Source organism: Ruegeria sp. YKSE079 (genome assembly GCF_059612845.1).
This window is the reverse complement of sequence record NZ_JBXWRJ010000016.1, coordinates 55,258-76,448: the sequence shown is the minus strand read 5'-3', so window position 1 is coordinate 76,448 and position 21,191 is coordinate 55,258. Positions and strand designations below refer to the sequence as shown.

23 protein-coding genes are annotated in these 21,191 nt (G+C 57.7%); 8 read left to right on the top strand and 15 right to left on the bottom strand.

Annotation, left to right across the window (positions count from 1 at the left end):
- Positions 1-17 precede the first annotated feature (17 nt).
- The 3 genes from AC2FMY_RS15375 (at position 18) to AC2FMY_RS15365 (ending at position 3,375) form a co-directional block, all read left to right on the top strand.
- The gene (locus AC2FMY_RS15375) at positions 18-1,091 is read left to right on the top strand and encodes an AI-2E family transporter (RefSeq protein WP_480751050.1); all 1,074 of its coding nucleotides are present in this window, start codon (positions 18-20) and stop codon (positions 1,089-1,091) included.
- Entirely contained in the window at positions 1,092-1,769 is a 678-nt protein-coding gene (locus AC2FMY_RS15370; RefSeq protein WP_480751051.1) for an HdaA/DnaA family protein, read from the top strand.
- A 61-nt stretch (positions 1,770-1,830) separates the two neighbouring features.
- Positions 1,831-3,375 (top strand): Ppx/GppA family phosphatase, encoded by a 1,545-nt coding sequence (locus tag AC2FMY_RS15365; protein WP_480751175.1) that lies wholly within the window; start codon positions 1,831-1,833, stop codon positions 3,373-3,375.
- A gap of 7 nt (positions 3,376-3,382) precedes the next feature.
- On the opposite strand, the gene AC2FMY_RS15360 is transcribed toward AC2FMY_RS15365, so the two are convergent.
- The 8 genes from AC2FMY_RS15360 to AC2FMY_RS15325 all read right to left on the bottom strand — a co-directional run bounded on the left by AC2FMY_RS15360 (position 3,383) and on the right by AC2FMY_RS15325 (position 9,738).
- On the bottom strand, positions 3,383-3,805 hold the full coding sequence (locus AC2FMY_RS15360) for a hypothetical protein (protein WP_480751052.1): 423 nt from the start codon (positions 3,803-3,805) through the stop codon (positions 3,383-3,385).
- Complete coding sequence (locus tag AC2FMY_RS15355) at positions 3,802-4,815, bottom strand: endonuclease/exonuclease/phosphatase family protein (protein WP_496807670.1); 1,014 nt, start codon at positions 4,813-4,815, stop codon at positions 3,802-3,804. The genes AC2FMY_RS15360 and AC2FMY_RS15355 overlap by 4 nt, the downstream gene beginning before the upstream one ends.
- 5 nt (positions 4,816-4,820) lie before the next feature.
- A complete protein-coding gene (locus AC2FMY_RS15350) occupies positions 4,821-5,501 on the bottom strand; it encodes a TerB family tellurite resistance protein (protein ID WP_496746246.1) in 681 nt (226 codons plus the stop codon).
- A gap of 45 nt (positions 5,502-5,546) precedes the next feature.
- On the bottom strand, positions 5,547-6,035 hold the full coding sequence (locus tag AC2FMY_RS15345; protein WP_496746244.1) for a GNAT family N-acetyltransferase: 489 nt from the start codon (positions 6,033-6,035) through the stop codon (positions 5,547-5,549).
- Entirely contained in the window at positions 6,032-6,634 is a 603-nt protein-coding gene (locus AC2FMY_RS15340; RefSeq protein ID WP_496807669.1) for a VOC family protein, read from the bottom strand. The genes AC2FMY_RS15345 and AC2FMY_RS15340 overlap by 4 nt, the downstream gene beginning before the upstream one ends.
- Positions 6,635-6,699: 65 nt before the next feature.
- Positions 6,700-7,077, bottom strand: a complete 378-nt coding sequence (locus AC2FMY_RS15335) for an MAPEG family protein (RefSeq protein WP_496807668.1) — start codon at positions 7,075-7,077, stop codon at positions 6,700-6,702.
- A 100-nt stretch (positions 7,078-7,177) separates the two neighbouring features.
- A complete protein-coding gene (gene scpA, locus AC2FMY_RS15330; protein ID WP_480751060.1) occupies positions 7,178-9,304 on the bottom strand; it encodes a methylmalonyl-CoA mutase in 2,127 nt (708 codons plus the stop codon).
- Positions 9,301-9,738, bottom strand: a complete 438-nt coding sequence (locus tag AC2FMY_RS15325) for a hypothetical protein (RefSeq protein ID WP_496807667.1) — start codon at positions 9,736-9,738, stop codon at positions 9,301-9,303. Before AC2FMY_RS15325 ends, scpA begins: the two co-directional genes overlap by 4 nt.
- A 54-nt stretch (positions 9,739-9,792) precedes the next feature.
- On the opposite strand from AC2FMY_RS15325, the gene AC2FMY_RS15320 reads away from it, so the two are divergent.
- On the top strand, positions 9,793-10,206 hold the full coding sequence (locus AC2FMY_RS15320; RefSeq protein WP_496807666.1) for a hypothetical protein: 414 nt from the start codon (positions 9,793-9,795) through the stop codon (positions 10,204-10,206).
- Positions 10,207-10,349: 143 nt separating this feature from the next.
- On the top strand, positions 10,350-10,796 hold the full coding sequence (locus AC2FMY_RS15315) for a DUF4174 domain-containing protein (protein ID WP_480751063.1): 447 nt from the start codon (positions 10,350-10,352) through the stop codon (positions 10,794-10,796).
- A 98-nt stretch (positions 10,797-10,894) separates the two neighbouring features.
- Here the strand turns inward: AC2FMY_RS15315 and AC2FMY_RS15310 are convergent, their stop codons facing one another.
- Entirely contained in the window at positions 10,895-12,940 is a 2,046-nt protein-coding gene (locus tag AC2FMY_RS15310; RefSeq protein WP_496744918.1) for an ATP-binding protein, read from the bottom strand.
- A gap of 123 nt (positions 12,941-13,063) precedes the next feature.
- Complete coding sequence (locus AC2FMY_RS15305; protein ID WP_480751066.1) at positions 13,064-13,264, bottom strand: hypothetical protein; 201 nt, start codon at positions 13,262-13,264, stop codon at positions 13,064-13,066.
- Between the two features lie 656 nt (positions 13,265-13,920).
- Here AC2FMY_RS15305 and AC2FMY_RS15300 point away from each other — a divergent pair.
- Positions 13,921-15,060, top strand: a complete 1,140-nt coding sequence (locus AC2FMY_RS15300) for a DcaP family trimeric outer membrane transporter (RefSeq protein ID WP_480751068.1) — start codon at positions 13,921-13,923, stop codon at positions 15,058-15,060.
- 86 nt (positions 15,061-15,146) lie between these two features.
- On the opposite strand, the gene AC2FMY_RS15295 is transcribed toward AC2FMY_RS15300, so the two are convergent.
- From AC2FMY_RS15295 to AC2FMY_RS15280, 4 genes are all read right to left on the bottom strand, one after another.
- The gene (locus tag AC2FMY_RS15295; protein ID WP_480751069.1) at positions 15,147-15,500 is read right to left on the bottom strand and encodes a hypothetical protein; all 354 of its coding nucleotides are present in this window, start codon (positions 15,498-15,500) and stop codon (positions 15,147-15,149) included.
- Entirely contained in the window at positions 15,494-15,667 is a 174-nt protein-coding gene (locus tag AC2FMY_RS15290; RefSeq protein WP_480751071.1) for a hypothetical protein, read from the bottom strand. The genes AC2FMY_RS15295 and AC2FMY_RS15290 overlap by 7 nt, the downstream gene beginning before the upstream one ends.
- On the bottom strand, positions 15,667-16,152 hold the full coding sequence (locus tag AC2FMY_RS15285) for a DUF6497 family protein (protein ID WP_496807665.1): 486 nt from the start codon (positions 16,150-16,152) through the stop codon (positions 15,667-15,669). Before AC2FMY_RS15285 ends, AC2FMY_RS15290 begins: the two co-directional genes overlap by 1 nt.
- Positions 16,153-16,403: 251 nt before the next feature.
- Positions 16,404-17,936, bottom strand: a complete 1,533-nt coding sequence (locus AC2FMY_RS15280; protein ID WP_496744922.1) for an acyl-CoA carboxylase subunit beta — start codon at positions 17,934-17,936, stop codon at positions 16,404-16,406.
- 182 nt (positions 17,937-18,118) lie between these two features.
- Here AC2FMY_RS15280 and AC2FMY_RS15275 point away from each other — a divergent pair, with 182 nt between their 5' ends.
- Positions 18,119-19,324 carry a multidrug effflux MFS transporter gene (locus AC2FMY_RS15275; protein WP_496744923.1) on the top strand — a complete coding sequence of 402 codons (1,206 nt, stop codon included), beginning with the start codon at positions 18,119-18,121 and terminating at the stop codon, positions 19,322-19,324.
- A gap of 63 nt (positions 19,325-19,387) precedes the next feature.
- Positions 19,388-20,788: a helix-turn-helix domain-containing protein gene (locus AC2FMY_RS15270; RefSeq protein WP_480751078.1), complete on the top strand. Its 1,401-nt coding sequence runs from the start codon at positions 19,388-19,390 to the stop codon at positions 20,786-20,788.
- Positions 20,789-20,855: 67 nt separating this feature from the next.
- Here the strand turns inward: AC2FMY_RS15270 and AC2FMY_RS15265 are convergent, their stop codons facing one another.
- On the bottom strand, positions 20,856-21,095 hold the full coding sequence (locus AC2FMY_RS15265; protein ID WP_480751080.1) for an HP1242/YdcH family protein: 240 nt from the start codon (positions 21,093-21,095) through the stop codon (positions 20,856-20,858).
- Positions 21,096-21,191: the final 96 nt, after the last annotated feature.

Genomic DNA, 21,191 nt, shown 5'->3' with positions numbered 1-21,191 from the left:
GTAACGGGAACAAAACCATGGCTTTGCCCGTCAGGGACCAACTCAGATACTGGGGCATTGCAGCGGTGGTTTTTGTCGCAGCTTTGTGGTTGCTGGGCGACGTGCTGTTGCCATTCGTGATCGGGGGAGCCATCGCCTACTTCCTTGATCCGGTTGCCGACCGGCTGGAACGTATGGGGTTGTCACGGTCGGCTGCAACGGCGGCCATAACGATTTTGTCGGTGCTGGTTTTTGTTTTGATGTTTCTGATGGTGGTTCCAGCGTTGATCACGCAGCTGATCGATCTGGTCGAGATTTTGCCGTCGCTATTCAAAGATCTGCGCAGTTTCATTGAAAAACAGTTTCCCTCGCTGCTCGACCAACATTCCAATACCCACCAGTTTCTCGTCTCAGTCGGTGAGACCCTGAAATCCAAGACCGGCGATGTGCTGCAAACCGTGGTGGCGTCGCTCGGCTCGGCGATCAATGTAGTTATCCTGCTGGTCATCGTGCCAGTGGTGGCGGTCTATTTGCTGCTTGACTGGGATCGAATGATCGAGCGCATAGACCAGCTTTTGCCGATGGACCACGCCCCCGTGATCAGGCGGCTCGCGAGAGAAATCGATCAGGTTCTGGCCTCGTTCGTGCGCGGGATGGGGACGGTGTGCCTGATTCTTGGCACCTATTATGCTGTTGCTCTCATGATTGTCGGGCTGCAATTCGGGCTGATCGTAGGATTCATCGCAGGGCTTGTGACCTTCATCCCATATCTGGGGGCGCTGATCGGCGGGTCTTTAGCCATCGGGCTGGCCCTGTTTCAGTTCTGGGGCGACTGGGCCTCAATCGGGTTGGTTGCGGGCATCTTTGCTGCCGGCCAGATTGCCGAGGGCAATTTTCTGACCCCGAAACTCGTGGGCAGTTCAGTCGGCCTGCATCCTGTGTGGCTTCTGCTGGCGCTTTCGGTATTCGGCGCACTCTTCGGCTTTGTCGGGATGCTGATCGCGGTTCCGGTTGCCGCTGCACTTGGGGTGCTTGCACGTTTCGGCGCGGGACAATATCTGACAAGTCGCCTTTATCTGGGGCTGACCGCACAGGATCAGGACGACGACTGAATGGCCGAGCAACTCAGCTTTGACCTCCCGGCCAAGACGGCACTGGGGCGCGAGGATTTCTTTGTCTCGCCAGCAAATGCACTGGCGGTTGCGATGATCTCCGCCTCGACCTGGCCGGGAAACAAACTGGTACTGACCGGGCCTGAAGGGGCGGGCAAAACCCATCTGGCGCATGTCTGGGCCGGCGAGAGAGGCGCGCGCATCGTTCACGCATCTGACCTGCGGCACGAAGAGGTGCCGGAACTGGCGCAGCACCCTGTTGCCGTCGAGGACGTGCCTGATATTGCTAGTGACATCGAGTGTCAGAAAACGCTGTTCCACCTGCACAATCTGGCTCTGGCCGAAGGCAGGTCGCTCTTGATGACTGGCCGTTTGCCCCCTGTCTTGTGGGCACTGCCGCTGGCCGATCTGCAAAGTCGCATCCAAGGTGCGCATCACGTGGCGCTTGATCCGCCCGACGACGCACTCTTGGGCGCGGTTCTGGCCAAGCTCTTTGTCGACCGCCAGCTCAATCCCGGCCCCGATGTCATATCGTATCTCGTCAAACACATGGACCGCCGGTTCGCATCCGCTTCTGAAGTGGTAGACCAGCTTGACCGCCTCGCACTGGCAGAAAAACGCGAAATCACGCGCGCCCTGGCTGTCAGGGTGCTCAACTATGACGCAGGCCAAGGATGATCCTGCAATTGACCCTATCCCGGCGATTTCGCATCCTGCCGACGCCATGACCGGGGGAGAGATGGAAAAACCAATCGCAACCACCGCGCCAGATTGGGGACCCTTCGGAAGGCCCCTGTTCGACGACCCAAGCGCACGCGCCTTGTCGCGCGTTGGGGTCGTTGACGTCGGGTCGAACTCGGTCCGGATGGTCGTGTTCGATGGCGCGGCCAGGTCGCCCGCGTATTTCTACAACGAAAAGGTAATGTGCGCGTTGGGTGCAGGCCTGTCGGAATCCGGACGCCTGAACCCTGAAGGCCGAACCCGCGCCCTTGCGGCCTTGCGTCGGTTCAAACACCTGTCGCGCGATCTGGACATGCCGCCCTTGCACGTCGTTGCCACCGCTGCGGTCCGCGAAGCCGAGGACGGGCCAGAGTTTTGCGCCGAGGTCCAGCGGGAAACCGGCCTGAACATCGAGGTCATCAACGGCGAGGAAGAGGCCCGGCTGTCTGCGCAGGGCGTTTTGCTGGGTTGGCCCGGCGCCTATGGACTGATCTGCGACATGGGCGGCTCGTCCATGGAGTTGGCCGAGATCGGCGGCGGAAAAGTCGGTCGCCGCCTTACCTCTCCGCTTGGGCCTCTGAAGCTGCGTGATATCAAGGGCGGACGTCGCGGCCGCAAGGACCACATCAAGCAGGTGATGGAACAGCTGCGAGATCAGTTAGGCCCACAACGGGACCGCCTGTTTCTGGTTGGTGGCAGTTGGCGCGCTTTTGCCCGGATCGACATGGCGCGGCGCGGTTACCCGTTGAAGGTTCTGCATGAATACCGAATGAGCACCAAACAGGTGCGCGCCACCATCAAGTTCATCGAAAACTCAGACCCGGAAAAGCTGCGTGCAAAGGCGGGCGTTTCCGGCTCGCGCATGGCGCTGGTCCCCTATGCAATGGACGTTCTTGCCCGCCTGATCCGCACCTTCAAGCCCAAGGATATCGCCATTTCCAGCTATGGAATCCGCGAGGGTCTGCTTTATGAACAGATGCCGCAACGCCTGCGCGACCGCGATCCACTGATTGAGGCGAGCTATTTCGCGGAATCCAAAGACGCCCGCCTGCCCGGTTTTGGCAAGTACCTGTTCGAATTCGTGATGCCCCTGTTCAAATCGGTGCCGCCTGCCAGAGTCAGGCTGATCAAGGCGGCATGTCTTCTGCATGACGTGTCCTGGCGGGCGCATCCCGACTATCGGGCCGAGATTTGCTTCGACAACGTCACACGCGCAAACCTTGGCGGTCTGAAGCACTCTGAACGGATATTCATCGGCCTCGCGTTGCAGCACCGCTACCGCAACAAACGCGACAAGGCTCAATTCGACCCGCTATACGCTCTTCTGGATGAAAAGGGTCAAAAACAGGCCGAGATTTTGGGCAAGGCGATGCGGTTCGGGGCCATGCTTTGGATGCAGCACGAGGTGAGAATGGGGCAACTCAGGTTTTATCCGAAAAAGCTGGAGCTTGAGCTTGTGCTGCCCAAGGAAACCGTGCCGCTTTTCAGCGAAATTGCCGCTGCGAGACTCGATTCACTGGCCGAGGCGCTGAGTGCCAAGGTCCGCATCATCGTTAAAGACTGAACCTTTCTCAGATGTCGATTTCCGGACCGGGGGCCGTTTTGTCCTGCGGCGGTTCCTGTTCTTCCTCAGGGGTCTCGGACTGTGGTTTTCTGCGTATGATGATGTCTCCGTTCGGCAGCATTTCGGGCACTTCGTAAACACTCCAATCCTGAATGTTGCGCGCCAGATCGGCAAGTGCCGGGCCCATCTCTTCCATGAAGGATCGCATAGAGGGGCCAAGCTGCTGTGTCAGGTCACGCAGATTGTCCAGTGTCGGCTCCATCTCTTTCCTCAACCCTTCAAAGAACAGTTCAGCCCCCTGCTCCATCAGTGATTTTCCGGTCTCTTCTTCGGCAAGCACAGGAACCGGCGCCAGGACAATTGCGGTGATGACAAGGACAGATCGCATCCAGTGAATATAGGGCGCGCCATCCATGCGTTCAAAGGTCATATCTGAATATCCAATGTCACGGGGAAATGATCGGATGCGGTTAGCAAGGCATCGCGGAGCTCCGGAACGTTCCAGCAATCTGGATCGTCAAATGGATGCCAGATACGCCAAACCGGGTCTTTGTCTCGCAGGCCGGGGCTGATCATGATGTAGTCGAGCAGAGCCTGAAGAAAGCGCCCGTCGCCCGGCATCTGGAACCGTGCCGTCGCAGGAACCGCCCCCGGCCTTAGTTGGCTCGCCTTGGCCGCATGGGGGTCGAACAACCCGGCGTCCAGAAGAATCTCGACCGAAGAACGACCAAAAAGGTGTTCGAATTCATCCAACCCCGGACCGTCGTTCATGTCGCCCAGCAAGATGACCTCTTCGCAAGCATCCAGATGCTGTTCAATACGCTGCTTAAGCCAGATCGCCTGGGCCAGTTGCTTGCGCCGGTTTGCGATAGAAATCTGTATTGCCTCGTCGCGCCTTTGTGCGCCATGGGGTGCTTTGGATTTCAGGTGTGCGCCGATCAGCCGCAGGTCATTGCCCGCCTTGGTTCGGATTGCAAGTTCGATGGGAGGTTTGGAAAACCGGATCAGATCTTGGGTGGCGTCAATGTCGAGGTCGATCCGGAAAACACTGTCAAAGCGGGGGGCCTCCGTGCTGCCTTTCTTGCCGGTCTCCTCTCCTTTCGGGTCATGTCGCGCTTGCAATGCATCGGGATCATAAAGCAAAGCCAATTCCTGATGCGTTTCGTTGGCAAATCCCATGACCGCGCGTTGGGTCCGAAGATCGAAAGTTGCGGCAAACTCCTGCAGGGCACGCACGGTATTCTGCGTTCGACCGGTGTTCGGAGCTTCGACAACAAGGATGGCATCAGCGTCCATCGCTGTCATCACCTTGGCCACGGCCTCGACCTGCTGAGCCTTGGTCACGTCGTGCCGTCCCGACCAGCTGTCATCAACGATCAGATGGTCATCCCTGTCAAAGAGATTGGCGAACCATTCCACGTTATAGGTCGCCAACCGCATCGTTTTTAAGCCCTTGCGCCGTTGATCTCGTCCCAGGCGCGATTGATATCAATCATCTTCTTCTCGGCCAGTCGCACCGCCTCTTCCGGAACACCGCGGGCCATCATAGCATCCGGGTGCGTGTCGCGCACAAGCTGTCGCCATACCTTTCGGATTTCCGCCAGCGGCATGTCGGAGGGAACACCAAGGACTGTGTAGGGGTCGGTCGGCGCATCTGGAACGAAACGGGCGCGCAGGGCTTTGAATTGGGCGTCTGTTTGCCCGAATATCCGGCTGACCTCTTCGAGAAACTCGTTCTCGCCAGGGTGATAGAACCCGTCGGCCAAGGCGATGTGGAACAACCCTTCCATCAAGTCGCAGAGCGTGGTGCTGTCTTCGGAGAACATCTTTTGTATGTTTCGCGCATAGTCCTGAAAGCCCGCTACATCTGTGCGCGCCATGTTGAACACGCGTGCTGCGCCTGCCTCGTCCTCGGGGGCGATTCTGAAGACTTCCCGAAACGCCGTCACCTCGTCGCGCGTCACCTGCCCGTCGGCTTTTGCCATTTTGGCGCCAAGGGCAATGACAGCAATGGTGAAGGCCACCGACTTTTCAGGAGGCGTGCGCAGCCGTTCGAATACGGTGGCAAGACTTTCCCCCTGCGCCAATGCGCTCAGGGCATCTGTTATGCGGGTCCAGATCGACATGAGGCCACCCTATCCCGCGAGAGAGCCGGTGTCAGGTGCGACGAATCATACCCCAGACAGGATTTTTTGCATCAACACCAGATCAAGCCACTTTCCCCACTTTCGGCCCACCTGAGGCATCCGGCCAACCTCGCAAAACCCAATCGCCTTGTGAAAGGCGATAGCGGAAGGATTTGCGGCGGAGATGCCTGCAACCAGAACATGCACGCCATCCTTCCGTGCTTGAATTTCGAGCTGCTCCATCAAAGCGCGTCCCAATCCCTGCCCTCGCGCGTCTGAGGCAAGCAGTACCGAATGCTCGCGCGTATGAGCATAGCCGGGACCGCTTCGGAAGGGCGCATAGGTGGCAAACCCAACGCATTTTCTGTTCAGCTCCGCCACCAGATACCCCTCGCCGCGCGCTCCGATATCTGCCGCAATGCTTTCCGGGCTGCGTTCTGCCGAGGTAAACGTGATCAACGTCTCCCGTATGATGGCATTGGTTATGTCGGCAATGGCCGACGCATCTTCGGAACTTGCACGGCGGATAGTCATTCCAGAATCCGCATTCCGTGGGGCGTGTCGAACTTGGCCTTCAATCCGGGGTCGCCGGGCTCGATGTTGACCCATTTCAGTGGCCCGAGAAGGCCGGAAAGATCGTCCGCAAGCGGGTGAGACACGGTCAGTCGCCTTAGGGTACAGCCACTTTGCGTAAGCATGCCCGACGGATGCAGGTTTCCTTGCCATTCGATGAGCGCCGGAAACAGGTTGTCGAAGGGCAGCGCACCAGATTCAGGAACGGCCATTTTCCATCGCAGTTCACCGCGCGACAGCCACATGGGCATACCAACCGTGTCCGGCATACGAGCCAGAATCGCATTCATGTCGGTCACGTGACAAATCCAGTTTGTCAGGCGAGGTGCACCGGAAAACCTGTCCAGATCGAACCAGCGCGGCCTGCCGGGATCGGGCGCTTCGGGATCGATTGCTATAGCCTCCAGGTACAGGCCATTCGCAAGCCCTAGCAGCGTGTTGTACGTTCCGAACTTGTCATGGTGCCCGCCCGGCTGCAATTTAACTCCCAAAGCTGCCTCGACATGCTCGGTCGCATCTTCAAGCGTCGCCCCGGCGACGGCAATGTGGTCCAGTTGCATGACTTACCTCCGCTTAGGCGAACCCTAGCGTTTCGTGGGCGGCGTGCAACAGTCTGATACCTGCATCAAACAAACCAAACCAATATAGACCACAAAGCGGCAACGACAGTCGGATAGAAAGTTCCTGCAAAGCCGAATCCGCGTAAGGGTGGCGACCTGTGGTAGCCCAGCCAGAACACTACGCGCATCAAGGCGAATGACATACCGAGCACGACGGCAACGGCCCCGCCAAGAACAAGGGCGACAAACGGCCAGAGCGCCAATGCGAGCACAAGTTGTTCCACCGTATTGGTCAGCACCCGCTGGTCGATGTCGGCGGCGGAATCCGGAACAAATGTTGCGCCATCAATAATTGCGTCATCAAAGAAGCGCCGCTGGGCCGCCCGCCCAATCATGACGGCGAGAACCAGCCCCGGCAAAACAAACGCAACCGGCAGGGCCATTGGCAAAGGCAAAAATGGCAAATCCAACCGTGGCAGCAAGATGACGACAGCGAGTGCCCACAGGGCACCCGCCGCCATACCTATTAAAATGACTCCGCGCTTAGCCACGCGCTTCGCGGATCAGACGCAAGATGTCCTGTGCCGCTTCGGGAATGTTGGTACCCGGGCCAAAGATCGCCTTGACGCCCGCCTTGTGAAGGAAGTCATAATCCTGCTGCGGGATCACGCCACCGCAGATCACGATGATATCCTCAGCACCGGCTTTTTTGAGTTCTTCAACCAGTTGCGGCGCCAGCGTCTTGTGCCCCGCAGCTTGGGACGAGATGCCGACCACATGCACGTCGTTGTCGATGGCATCCTGCGCCGCCTCGGCCGGAGTCTGGAACAATGGCCCGACATCCACATCAAATCCGATATCTGCAAAGGCCGTGGCGATGACCTTGGCGCCGCGGTCGTGACCGTCCTGCCCCATCTTGACGACCAACAGGCGCGGGCGGCGCCCTTCGGCCTCGGCAAAGTCCTCGATGCTTTTCTGGATTGCCGCAAAACCCTCATCGCCCTCGTAAGCTGCGCCATACACACCGGCGAGCGTCTTCACTTCGGCGCGGTGACGTCCGAATTCCTTTTCCATCGCCATGCTGATTTCTCCTACGGATGCACGCGCGCGCGCGGCCTCGACCGCCGCCTCGAGCAGGTTGCCGCCTCCCTTGGCGCGGCGGGTGAGTTCGTTCAGGGCTGCGATACAGGCTTCCTCATCACGGTCGGCCCGCATTTTATCAAGCCGCGCAATCTGCGCCTCGCGCACCGCTACGTTATCCACATCAAGGATATCGATCGGGTCTTCCTTTTCTTTGCGGTACTTGTTGACACCAACGATCACCTCTTCGCCGCGGTCGATCATTGCCTGACGGCGGGCTGCCGATTCCTCGATTCTGAGCTTGGGCATGCCGCTTTCGACAGCCTTGGTCATGCCGCCCATCTCTTCGACTTCCTGCATCAAGGCCCAGGCTTTTTCGATCAGTTCGTTAGTGAGGCTTTCGACATAGTAAGACCCTGCCAAAGGATCGACCACATCGGTCACGCCGGTTTCCTCCTGCAAAACGAGCTGCGTGTTGCGCGCGATACGGGCCGAAAAATCGGTCGGCAACGCAATCGCCTCGTCCAGCGCGTTGGTGTGCAGCGACTGGGTGCCGCCCAACACTGCGCTCATCGCCTCATAGGCAGTGCGAATCACGTTGTTGTAGGGATCCTGTTCCTGCAGCGACACCCCCGAGGTCTGGCAATGGGTGCGTAGCATCTTTGAACGTTCGCTTTTCGCCCCGAACTCGGTCATCACCCGGTGCCACAACGTGCGCGCGGCACGGAGTTTGGCGATTTCCATGAAGAAATTCATGCCAATGGCAAAAAAGAAACTGAGCCTCCCGGCAAATTTGTCCACATCCATGCCCGCATTGATCGCCGCGCGCACGTACTCGCGCCCGTCGGCCAGCGTATAGGCCAGTTCCTGCACCAGGTTCGCCCCGGCCTCTTGCATGTGATAGCCCGAGATCGAAATCGAGTTGAACTTTGGCATCTCGTTTGATGTGAATTCGATAATGTCCGAGATGATCCGCATCGAAGGCTTGGGCGGATAGATATAAGTGTTGCGCACCATGAACTCTTTCAGAATGTCGTTCTGAATGGTCCCGGAGAGCACCGATTTGTCATGACCCTGTTCTTCGCCCGCAACGATGAAGCTGGCGAGAACCGGAACGACAGCGCCGTTCATTGTCATCGACACCGACACCTTGTCGAGCGGGATGCCGTCGAACAGAATTTTCATGTCTTCGACGCTGTCGATAGCCACACCGGCCTTGCCCACATCGCCCACCACTCGAGGGTGGTCACTGTCGTAACCGCGGTGAGTAGCCAGATCGAAGGCCACTGAAACACCTTGCTGACCAGCTGCCAGATTACGGCGGTAAAAGGCGTTCGATTCCTCGGCCGTCGAAAAACCGGCATATTGCCGGATCGTCCATGGGCGGCCTGCATACATGGTTGCCTTGACGCCACGAGTGAAAGGGCCAAATCCCGGCAACGTGCCCATATGCGCCAGCTCTGCCGTATCCGCTTCGGTATAGAGCGGTTTGACCTTGATCCCTTCCAGAGTCGTCTTGTCAAGGTCTTCAACGGGTCGGCCGCGCAGTTCCTTTTCGGCCAGCGCGCGCCAGTCGTCGGTTTTGGTCATGATGTCTTCCTCTTGTGGATATCGGTCGCGACAGGAGATGCCCCGTCAGGTTTTGTTTCCTGGCCCTCGATCAGAACGGCGAGCCCGTTGGCGCCACCGGCAAGCCAGTCCAGGTCAGCGGTGTGGGCCACGTTCAGCACGGCGGACTGTTCCAGAGTGAAAGGGGATGCGGCGAGCAAATTCTCGGGATCTTCCGGGATGCAGGTCGTGGGGCGCCAGGGGCGTTCGGCCGCGTTCAAATGCTTGGCCTTATGGGCCACTGGTGTGGGTCGCCCAATCATATGTGCAAATTGCAAATCCGGATGACCGGCATAGCTTTCATATGGCAGAATCGACAGGCGGACACCGGGAGCAGCCAATGCGACATCAGTGATGACTTCTCGCCAACTGCGCTTGTTCTTGGCCAACCAGTCTAGAATAACTGGTCCCGGCATCGTTCGACCTTTTTGCAATTGAAACGCAAGGACCGACGCCCAATAGTCCTCCAGTTGACGGATATTCAGTACGATATCCGTCACGCCGCCGTCGAAGAATCCGGCAAAAACAGAAAGCCGCGCGCCAGCTGCTGGATACAGGGTTGCTTCTCTGAGGCTCTGCCCCATTGTCCCAAGGATATTCTCGTCACTCACAATGAGACATTGGATCCCACGTTTTGCCGCGCGTTTGGATTGCACCCTGATACGCTCCGCAGCCGCTTCGCGGACTTGAGTAGCGATTTCCGTGTTTCCAAATCCTGGGCACAACTTGTTCCGAATCCTCGGAGGCCCCCAGAAGCCGATTCCGTTTTGCTCAAGAAACTCCGAGTTATCGCGCAGGTAGTGTTGGAAACTCGTCGTGGCACAGCGATGAGCGCCGAGGTGAAGAATGACGCGCAGCCTTTGGTCGCCTATCCCATCATGTGACTGCCGATGCTCTGAAAGGGGACTATTCACAGTCATGTCCACCCCTTTCGATAAGACCATTCCCGGTTTTTTTCGCAGGCGCGTCCATTTCTTCAGTCGCAATCGCCAACATAGCCTCTATATTCAATCGAACAGGAGGCCGAATGAGACGCACGCTAGCTGTTGTTTTTTCTGCACTTATCCCCTTCGCTGCATTTGCGGCGGATGGCACTTTACCAGCGGAGGACGAGCTGATCCGTCCCGCCAGCAATAGCGACCTGACCGAGTTCTTGTGGGTCAAGCGTCCCATTGTGATCTTTGCCGACACACCTGCCGATCCCCGGTTCCAGCAACAGATCGACATGTTGCAACAAGGCGAAGCGATGCTGCGTGACCGCGATGTCGTAGTCTTGACCGACACCAATCCCCAAGAGCGCACACCTGTACGCAACAAGCTGCGTCCACGTGGATTCCAGATGGTTCTGGTAGACAAGGACGGCGAGGTAAAGCTGCGTAAGCCCACGCCATGGAGCGTACGCGAGATTAGCCGGTCGATCGACAAGACCCCCATGCGCGAACGGGAAATCCGCGACCGGCGCGAAAGCAACTGACTCTCGCACCGGGTCGTCAAATCCCATTCAGGCAAGACGGTTTTGCCGCGTTTCACGGTGTTACCCTTTCTTCACAGTGAGCGACCTGGGTTGCCCGGTCACTCGAATTCCATGATCACTTCGTCGACAGCCAGGCTGTCTCCGGGATCGGCGTTGATCTTGGCGACGGTCCCTTTCTTTTCGGCGCGAAGGATATTTTCCATCTTCATCGCCTCGATGGTGCACAGCGCCTGACCTTCCTGCACTTCCTGGCCCACCTCGACGTCGACCTTCACGACAAGACCAGGCATCGGGCAAAGCAGCATTTTGGATGTGTCCGGTGGAAGTTTCTCGGGCATCAGGCGCGCCAATTCCGCCTGACGCGGCGTTCGCACATGCACCTTGAGATCCGCACCCCGGTTGCGGATGCGGAAACCGCCCGAGATTTTTCCGACTTTCAGAACAAGCGGTGTCCCATTGACATCCAACGTTGCCAGCTGATCCCCAGGCGTCCAGTCCGAAGCCACGCGATAGGACCCACCGCCTTCGAATGTTACTGTCGAACCAGCCGGATCCGCGTCGATTACGACGTTGTAGTCAAGCCCCTGAAGGCTGACCGTCCAGTCAGTGCCCACTTTGCGTTCGTGGTTGTCCATTCGCCCAGAAACCCGAGTTCTGCGAATTTCGGCAACACGGTGCATTGCCGCGCTGGCTGCCGCGATACGGCGCAGATCATCTTCGTGCAGTGTTACGCCTTCGAATCCGTCGGGATATTCTTCGGTGATGAAAGCGGTGGTCATGTCACCTTCGACGAATTTGGGATGATCCATCACCGCACTCAGGAAGGGCAGGTTGTGGCCGATCCCCTCGACTTCGAACCCGTCGAGCGCCACACGCATCGCTTCGATGGCCTGTTCACGCGTTGGTGCCCAAGTGCACAGTTTGGCGATCATCGGGTCGTAGTACATCGAAATCTCGCCGCCCTCGTAGACCCCGGTGTCATTGCGCACCGCCGTTACACCTTCGGGTGCGTCCCCCTGCCATTTGCCGTGGGCCAGCAACGGACCTGCGGCTGTCTCGGCAGGTGGGCGATAGCGGGTCAACCGACCGATGGACGGCAGGAAGTTCCGATACGGGTCTTCGGCATACAGCCGGTTTTCGATGGCCCAGCCGTTCAGTTTCACGTCATCCTGTGTGATCGACAACGGCTCGCCCGCCGCCACACGGATCATCTGTTCCACAAGATCGACACCGGTGATCAGCTCGGTCACAGGGTGTTCTACCTGCAGGCGGGTGTTCATCTCGAGGAAATAGAAGTTCTTTTTCCCGTCCACGATGAATTCAACCGTGCCCGCACTGGAATATCCGACGGCCTTGGCCAGCGCGACTGCTTGTTCGCCCATCGCCTTGCGCGTTTCGGGATCAAGGAACGGCGACGGCGCCTCTTCGACAACTTTCTGGTTACGGCGTTGGATCGAGCATTCGCGTTCACCCAGATAGATGCCGTTGCCATGGCTGTCGCAAAGCACCTGGATTTCGATATGGCGCGGCTGGGTCACGAATTTCTCGATGAAAATCCGATCATCTCCGAAAGAGTTTGCCGCCTCGTTCTTTGACGACTGAAAGCCTTCGCGTGCCTCGGTGTCGTTCCAGGCGATCCGCATCCCCTTGCCGCCGCCACCGGCGCTGGCCTTGATCATGACCGGATAGCCGATCTCATTTGAAATCTTGACGGCCTCCTCCGCATCTTCAATGAGTCCCATGTAACCGGGAACGGTCGAGACATTTGCATCCTGAGCGATCTTCTTGGAGGTGATCTTGTCCCCCATAGCCTCGATCGCACCTTTGGGAGGGCCGACAAAGGCCACACCTTCGGCCTCGAGAGCCTCGGCAAACTTGGAGTTCTCTGACAGGAAACCATAGCCCGGATGTACCGCCTGCGCCCCAGTTTCGCGAATGGCGTTCACTACATTGTCGATCACGATATAGGATTGGTTTGCCGGTGGCGGCCCGATGTGTACAGCCTCGTCGGCCATTTGAACATGCAAGGCCTGCTTGTCGGCGTCCGAATAGATGGCGACTGTTGCGATACCCATCTTTCTGGCAGTTTTGATAACCCGGCAGGCAATCTCGCCCCGGTTGGCGATCAGGATCTTGTTGAACATGGAACGTCCTTTGTCTTGGGATGTTTCAAATGCAAAACGCCGCTTCGGACAATATGGCCCGAAACGGCGTTCCACAGTGATTTCGGTTGGCCGGGATGTCCGACCTTAACTACAATCTGCTGATCAGCAGCTTTTCTGCACTTCGCAATACAGCAGGTTTCCTGCCGCACCAGCCGCTGCCCCGACAACCGGGTTTGCGTCAAGAACGAGCGCGCCCAGCAGGCCCGCGCTGCCACCAAAGAGTGCCTGTTCGCCTTTCGTGTCGCCACACGCGGCCAAGCCCGCACAAAGCACGATGACCGAAATGAACCGAATGTTCCGCATGAGTCGCATCCCCTATCCAAGTTTGACTGCTCACGCGTGTGATGAATGGGAAATCCCAAATTTCTCAAGTCAATTCGGTGAACAGCTTGACCATGCGCAAATCTTTGCCGTGACCCTGCGAAAACCAGCCGACGGAAAAAAGCGGGCGGGTCAATGTGGGGTACATCAACCAGCCCGCTGAAGGAAGGGGTACGGAATAGTAGGTGCATGTGCGGCGCAGGCAAAGACGTGCCGCACGGCCCGGTCACTCTGCCCGCGCCGTGCTTTTCCGCCAACACGTCTGTTGGGAAGGCAGAGTTTCCGGCTAGTTTCTGCCCATTCTCTACACCCACACGCAAAATTGTGCCGACGCAAATGTGAACAGACCGGCCAACACCTGAGGTGGCTGGTGTCACATTTACGTAAGGGCCTTCATATTGATCGTTCGACTCCGCGGAGTTCCCTTCATTCCTGCTGTTCGCCGCCGCTTTGAAAGAATCACGCTTTGACAACAGTTTGCACTCATTCTTCACGCAGGCGTGGGCATTCCGTGATGGACAATCATTTTGCCGTGAGAAATCACCGCTGACCAGTCTCGAGAACGTGATTTCACACTTGGTAAACAGCGTGAAACGCTGGCTGTGCTCACTCGCAAGACAAGGACCAAGCATATGAAAATGAACACAAAAACAACCCTCGGGTTGACTGCAGCGGCGTGCGCGTTTGCTGCTTTTCCTGCCCTGGCGGAAGACTCCGAGGAAATCGCCGAACTGCGTGCTCGGGTCGAGGCGCTGGAGGCTTCCGAAGGTGCCGCACCGTCCGGTGATTTGAACATTGGCAACACCGCAATCGACATCTACGGCTATGTCAAAGCCGACTTCTTCTATGACTTCGAGTTTGACCAGGGGGACACAGCGTTCGTCAACGTAATCGGCGAGCCGTCTGCCGCGACGGACGGTCATTTCGGCGCGACGGTTCGGCAATCGCGTATCGGCCTGCGAAGCACCACTCCGAGCGATATCGGCGACATTACCGGTCAATTGGAACTCGACCTGTTCGGTGGCTCCAGCAGCTCGCCCGAGTTGCGGGTTCGCCATGCGAACGTCCGCATTGGTGACACCTGGCTGATCGGCCAGTACTGGACCAACTTCATGCCCCTGGCAGAATATCCAACCACGGTCGAATTCAACGGTCCGGTTGGTATTGCTTTCGCACGTGTGCCTCAGGTCAGATACACGGCGGATATTGCCGCCAATACGGTGTTCAGCGCGTCGGTCGAGGAAAACGTTTCGGGCTCTGCTTCCGACGATCCGGTTCTCACCGCAGCCGTTGCGTACAGCACTGACCGGTTCTCGCTTCGCGCGGCCGGCCTTTACGGGACAGCTACGTCGGGCGGCGCAGAAGTCGATCAAACTGGGATTACCCTTGCGGGTTCGGTCCGCCCTTGGGAAGGCGGTCTTTTTCAGGTCACGTACGTGAACGGTGAAGCCCTTGGTCCCTGGTTGATCGGCGTGGGCAATGCGATTGTCGGCGGCCAAGCCAATGACGTGGACGGCTATACCATCGAGTTGCGGCAAGACCTGGGCAACAGATGGAATGTCGGCGTAGCTTACGGCAGAGAGGACTATGACCTTCCCACGTCGACCGGGACCCTGTCTTTCACGGAATTGGAAACCATCCACGTGAACGCCTTTTACCAGGCCACCGACAATCTGACACTGATGGCCGAATACATCTATGGCGAACGCAATGACGTCATTTCGGGAAACACCTTTGACGGCAGTCGCGTGCAACTTGCGGCTCAGTGGACATTTTGACACCACATTCCGGCCCTGCCCCATTCCGGGCAGGGCCTTGTCCGCAACATTGCGCGAGACAGTGTATGCGACGGCCGGGAGCATGTTCAGCTAGCCCCCCCGAAAACGCCCGGAAACGTCTGCCGCGCGGCATCCACATCGATCACTAGTAGCGCGCTATAGCTTTCAGGATCGAATGGGTCCTCTGCCGGGATCACCTCGCGTCCGAACAGCCAGCTCAACCGTCCAGCATCGAGATTGCCGCGCTCAAAGGGTTGATCGCCAAAATGTTCCCACAGTGCTTCGAAAAAGACTGCATCCGCTTTGCGGTCAACAGCCTTGCGGTCGCGGAACCTTTCGCGACGCGTCAATGGCGTCACACCTTTGGGATTGGCCCGGCGTATCGTGAACTGGAAATCGGTGCCGGGAAGGCGGCCGGGAAAACCACGATGCTTCAGCATGGCAGCGCCTCCTCGTGCAGAGGGGCGAAGGCAAACGCAGGTATCATCGTGGCGTCGGGATAGTGCCGGAACAGGCATCCGGATGCGACTTGGGTCATCTTTTTCGCTTTCAGAACCATCTGGCACGGTTGAGGGGCCAGAAACAGTGTAGAGGTTGCATTCAACATCAGAGCCCCTCCCATACGCAGGCGGCATTTTCCAGCCTGTAAGCTTCAAAGTACTGGGTCGCAGCCTTCTGAGTTTGCCCAAATTCCACCTCACGATCTGCCATCGAGATGATCACGCGAGCCGGTTCCAACTGGTGCCTGGCGACGTACGGCACGGCCAGGGTATCGCAGAGATGGTCCATATCGTGGGTCGCCACGTCATGCCCGATCTGCCCGATCTCTGACCCGATTCCGGGTGCTACGAACCGGAAGCGGACCCAAAGTTCGCCCGGATTGGTATCCAGCAGAACCTCATCCAGCCAGACTTCCTGACCGGACGGCACCGGCAGGCTGCCTTGCGCAAAGGCGTTCGTGTGCATGACCAGAGATACTGTGGTAATAGAACTGCCGCAGCCCCGGCCCCGCCAATGGCGGGCTCCTCCTGCCAGGGCTGCAGGCGCTGCGCGGTGGGCGCGCGCGGCTCTATGTACGATCGCACGGATCATGTGGGCGATTCGCCTCTGGCGTCAAATTGAGATCGCGCTTTCGGTCCGATCACTCTCGTTTCAGTCGAACTCCAAACTCTGCGTTGCCCTTTGCTGCCGGGGAGATGGACGCAATGACCCGCGCGCGACCCAAGTGCATCCCGTCCGACGCCAATAGGCACGTCGACGAACAATATAGGGAGTCTCCGATCTTGCGGTTTTTGGATCATCTGTTGTCCTTCATGGGGCGGGGCCTCTCCCACCCGAAAGCCTTACAACGGGATATTGTCGTGTTTCTTCCAAGGGTTCTTCAGCGACTTGCCTCGCAACGAGGCAAAGGCACGCGAAACCCGACGGCGAGTTGAATGCGGCATGATCACTTCGTCGATGAAGCCACGTTCGGCCGCCACAAAGGGGTTGGCGAAACGGTCTTCATAATTCTTGGCGTGCGCCGCGATCTTTTCGGCATCTCCCAAATCAGCACGGTGAATGATCTCGGTTGCGCCCTTGGCCCCCATTACCGCGATCTCTGCGGACGGCCAGGCATAGTTGAAGTCACCGCGTAAATGCTTGGACGCCATCACATCATAGGCTCCACCATAGGCCTTTCGGGTGATCACCGTGACCTTTGGAACTGTCGCCTCGCCATAGGCGAAGAGCAGTTTGGCGCCATGCTTGATCACACCGCCATATTCCTGGCTGGTGCCCGGCAAAAAGCCCGGAACATCGACGAAAGTCAGAATCGGGATTTCGAAGCAGTCGCAGAAACGCACGAAACGAGCAGCCTTGCGGCTGGAGTCGATGTCGAGACAACCTGCCAGCACCATCGGCTGATTGGCAACAACGCCCACAGTCTGCCCTTCAAGTCGGATGAAGCCGGTGATAATGTTCTTGGCGTAGTCCTCCTGAATCTCATAGAAGTCACCCTCATCCGCTACTTTGGCGATCAGTTCCTTCATGTCGTAGGGCGTGTTCGGGTTCTCTGGAACCAGCGTATCCAACGACGCCTCGATCCGGCCCGGTTCATCAAAAAATGGGCGCACGGGCGGCTTTTCGCGGTTGTTGAGCGGCAGGAAGTCCACCAGACGCCGCACCTCGGCCAGCGCCTCAACATCATTTTCGAATGCACCATCGGCGACCGAGGATTTTCTGGTGTGGGTCGAGGCCCCACCCAGTTCCTCGGCAGTGACCACCTCGTTGGTGACGGTTTTGACCACATCGGGGCCGGTCACGAACATGTATGAGGTGTCCTTGACCATGAAGATAAAGTCAGTCATTGCCGGAGAATAGACCGCGCCACCAGCACAGGGGCCCATGATCACGCTGATCTGCGGCACCACGCCCGAGGCCATGATGTTGCGCTGGAACACTTCGGCGTATCCGGCCAGCGAGGCGACACCTTCTTGGATTCGCGCGCCACCCGAGTCGTTCAGGCCGATCACCGGCGCGCCGTTTTGCACAGCCATATCCATGATCTTACAGATCTTCTGTGCATGCGTTTCCGATAACGATCCACCAAAAACGGTAAAATCCTGGCTGAATACATATACCATGCGCCCGTTGATCGTCCCCCAGCCGGTGACGACCCCGTCGCCCGCAGGCCTTTGTTTTTCCATCCCGAAATCGGTGCAGCGGTGTGAAACGAACATGTCGAATTCTTCGAAGCTGTTTTCGTCTAGCAGCAACTCGATCCGCTCGCGCGCTGTCAGTTTACCGCGCCCGTGCTGCGCATCGATCCGCTTTTGCCCACCCCCCAGGCGCGCTGCTTCGCGGCGGCCTTCGAGTTCGGAAAGGATGTCTTTCATCACGATTGTCCCCTTTAAAATTTGACCGGACCATATAGCGTGTCTTGCATCATCCAAAGAACAATTCGGCAAATTTGCAAAGTATTGGCAATCTTTTATTTGCTAAATGAAAATTGGCTAATCAACATATCTACACTCCGGCTGGCATGGATTTGGCGCAACCAATGCAATAGATGCAAACCATGCAGTTCAGTTCCACCCAGACTCACCGCAGTCCGCCGACGTTGGCGACGCTTATTCTGTTGTCCGGCCTCTCGGCGCTGGGAATGAACGTGTTTCTGCCAAGCCTACCGAACATGACGGCCTATTTTCAGACTGATTACAGGGTCATGCAGCTTTCGGTGGCAGTGTATCTTGGCGTAAATGCAGGCATGCAAATCATAATCGGACCGCTTGCAGACAAGGCCGGTCGCCGCCCGGTGATCCTGTGGGGGATCGCCTTATTTCTTCTGGCGACGCTGGGCTGCATCTACGCTCCGACCGCCGAGATTTTTCTGTTTTTCCGCATGTGCCAGGCGGTGATCGCGGTTGGAGTTGTGCTTAGTCGCGCTGCCGTGCGGGATATGTACGAGCAGGACAAAGCGGCCTCAATGCTGGGCTACGTCACAATGGGCATGGCCGTAGTGCCGATGATCGGCCCGGCCATCGGGGGGCTTTTGGACGAAACACTTGGTTGGCAGGCCAATTTCTGGCTGCTCCTCATTCTCGGTTGCATGGCCCTTTTCCTGACGTATTCGGATTTCGGGGAAACTGCCCTCAAGAGTGGCAAGACGTTGGTCCAACAATTCCGCGAGTATCCGGAATTGCTGACCTCGCCACGCTTCTGGGGATATTCGCTGGCCTGTGGTTTCTCGTCTGGGGCCTTTTTTGCCTATCTCGGCGGCGCGCCCTTTGTAGGTTCCGAAGTTTTCCAACTCACGGCCGCCGAGGTTGGCATCTATTTTGGCGCACCCGCTCTTGGGTATTTCTTTGGCAATTTCATAAGTGGGAAATTCTCGACACGTGTCGGAGTGAACCGCATGGTTCTTTGGGGGTGTTGGCTGAACACGCTGGGAATTGCTTTTTCAATCTTAGTTACACTTCTAGGCGCGGACAGTGCGGTTTCTTTTTTTGGCCTGATGACTTTCGTTGGGCTCGGAAACGGGATGTCGATCCCCAATGCAACAGCCGGCTCCCTTTCGGTCCGCCCGCGCCTTGCTGCAACGGCTTCGGGCCTGAGCGGCGCGATCATGCTCGGTGGCGGCGCTGCGCTGAGCGCTTTTGCAGGATGGTTACTGACTCCCGAGACGGGCGCGCTGCCCTTGTTGTGGCTTATGTTCGCAACCTCGGCACTTGCCGTTCTGGCAATCACTGTGGTCATCATTCGCGAAAAGCAGCTTGGCCTTTGAATACTTGCACAGGATGATTTGCAAAGTTAGCCTTTCGCCAAGTAAATCCGCAAAGGCACGTCGATGGCTACACAGAAACTCTATGCCGGCGCAAAGTTGCGCGAAATCCGCACCCGACTGTCGCTGACGCAAAAGGATTTTGCCTCAAAGCTGGGTGTCTCGCTGCCCTACCTGAACCAGATGGAAAACAACAACCGTCCGATTTCGACGACGGTTGTTCTGGCTTTGGCGCAGGAATTCGGGCTGGATGTAACCGAATTGAGCACTGGCGACAGCGAACGGCTGGTATCCGACATGCGCGAAGCACTTGCGGACCCGATCTTTGCTGACGCAATGCCGCCGCTTGCGGACCTGCGCCTGACAGCATCAAATGCTCCGGCGCTTGCACGAGCCTTTATCGAATTGCACCGAAACTACCGTCAGACCCATGAGCGGCTGGCCTCTCTTGACGAGGCGCTGGGGCGTGAAGATGCCCGCATACAAGCCAGCCCCTGGGAAGAGGTGCGCGACTTTTTCCACTATTGCGACAACTATATTGACGCTGTCGATCACGCGGCCGAGCACTTTGCCGAACGCGGCGGCGGCACGGGCGGCATTCGAGCCGCTGCGCTGCAAAGCCTCGGCGATCGCGGCATTCATGTAGAGCTTTCCGATATCGAGGCTCTGCGAAGTTATGACACCCAATCGAAAACCCTGCGTCTTTCCTCTCGGTCGGCCCCGCAAACTCAGGTTTTTCAGCTCCTTCTCCAAGTCGCCTTGTTGAGTCAAGACAAACTGTTGGAAGCAACGCTGGACTTTGCACGCTTCCAAAGCGACGAGGCACGCTCCATCGCCAAGATCGGGCTGGCAAATTATTTCGCCGGCGCCGCCCTGATGCCCTATGGAACTTTCCTGGCAGCCGCGCAGGAAGACCGCCACGATCTGGAACTGCTCAGCAACCGCTTCGGCGCATCCATCGAACAAGTTGCCCATCGACTGTCGACCTTGCAACGCCCTGGAGCAAAGGGGATTCCATTTTTCTTTGTTCGTGTGGATCAGGCAGGCACAATAACAAAGCGACACTCGGCCACCCGTCTGCAGTTTGCGCGATTCGGTGGGGCCTGCCCGCTGTGGAACGTGCATCGCGCCTTTGAAACGCCCGGACATTTCCTGCGCCAATTGGCGGAGACGCCGGATGGGGTGCGCTACATTTCGTTGGCACGAGACATTTCAAAACCCGGTGGTTCGTTTGGCGCGCCGGTTCGACGCTATGCCATCGCACTGGGCTGTGAAGTCAGGCACGCTGACGCTTTGGTTTATGCGGACAACCTCGATATCAACAATGCCAGCGCTTACGAGCCTATTGGGATATCCTGCCGCATCTGCGAGAGAAAATCCTGCCACCAACGCTCGGTTCCACCGCTGGAGCGCCGTCTTACCATCAATACGGATATGCGGGGCACATTGCCATATGAGGTAAATTGACCTTTTACCCCGCCAATTTCAGGTGCAGACGGAGGGGGCCACAGCCCCCGTCACGCCTTTGCGGAATTCAGGCTTTGGACAGAATCCCCCAGATCTGGTCCTTCAAAGCCGCGCGCTTCTTGCGCAGGTCCACCTCTGCCAGTTCTTCCATCGGTTCGATATTGGTTTCAGCGCGATGAACCGCACGATTGATCTCGTGATATTCTTCTGTCAGCTTCGCGAAATGCGCATCCGACTGCTTGAGCTGACTCATCAGATCGACCTTGTCCGGAAACTCTTCGGCCAGTTCGTGAGGCGTATGAGACATCCTGTTCGCTCCTTGTCTTGATGTTTCCATCAACAGCTAGACCGCGCTGCGAAGGCTCTCTTTGACGCCGATCAAATCACCCGGCAATACACATTT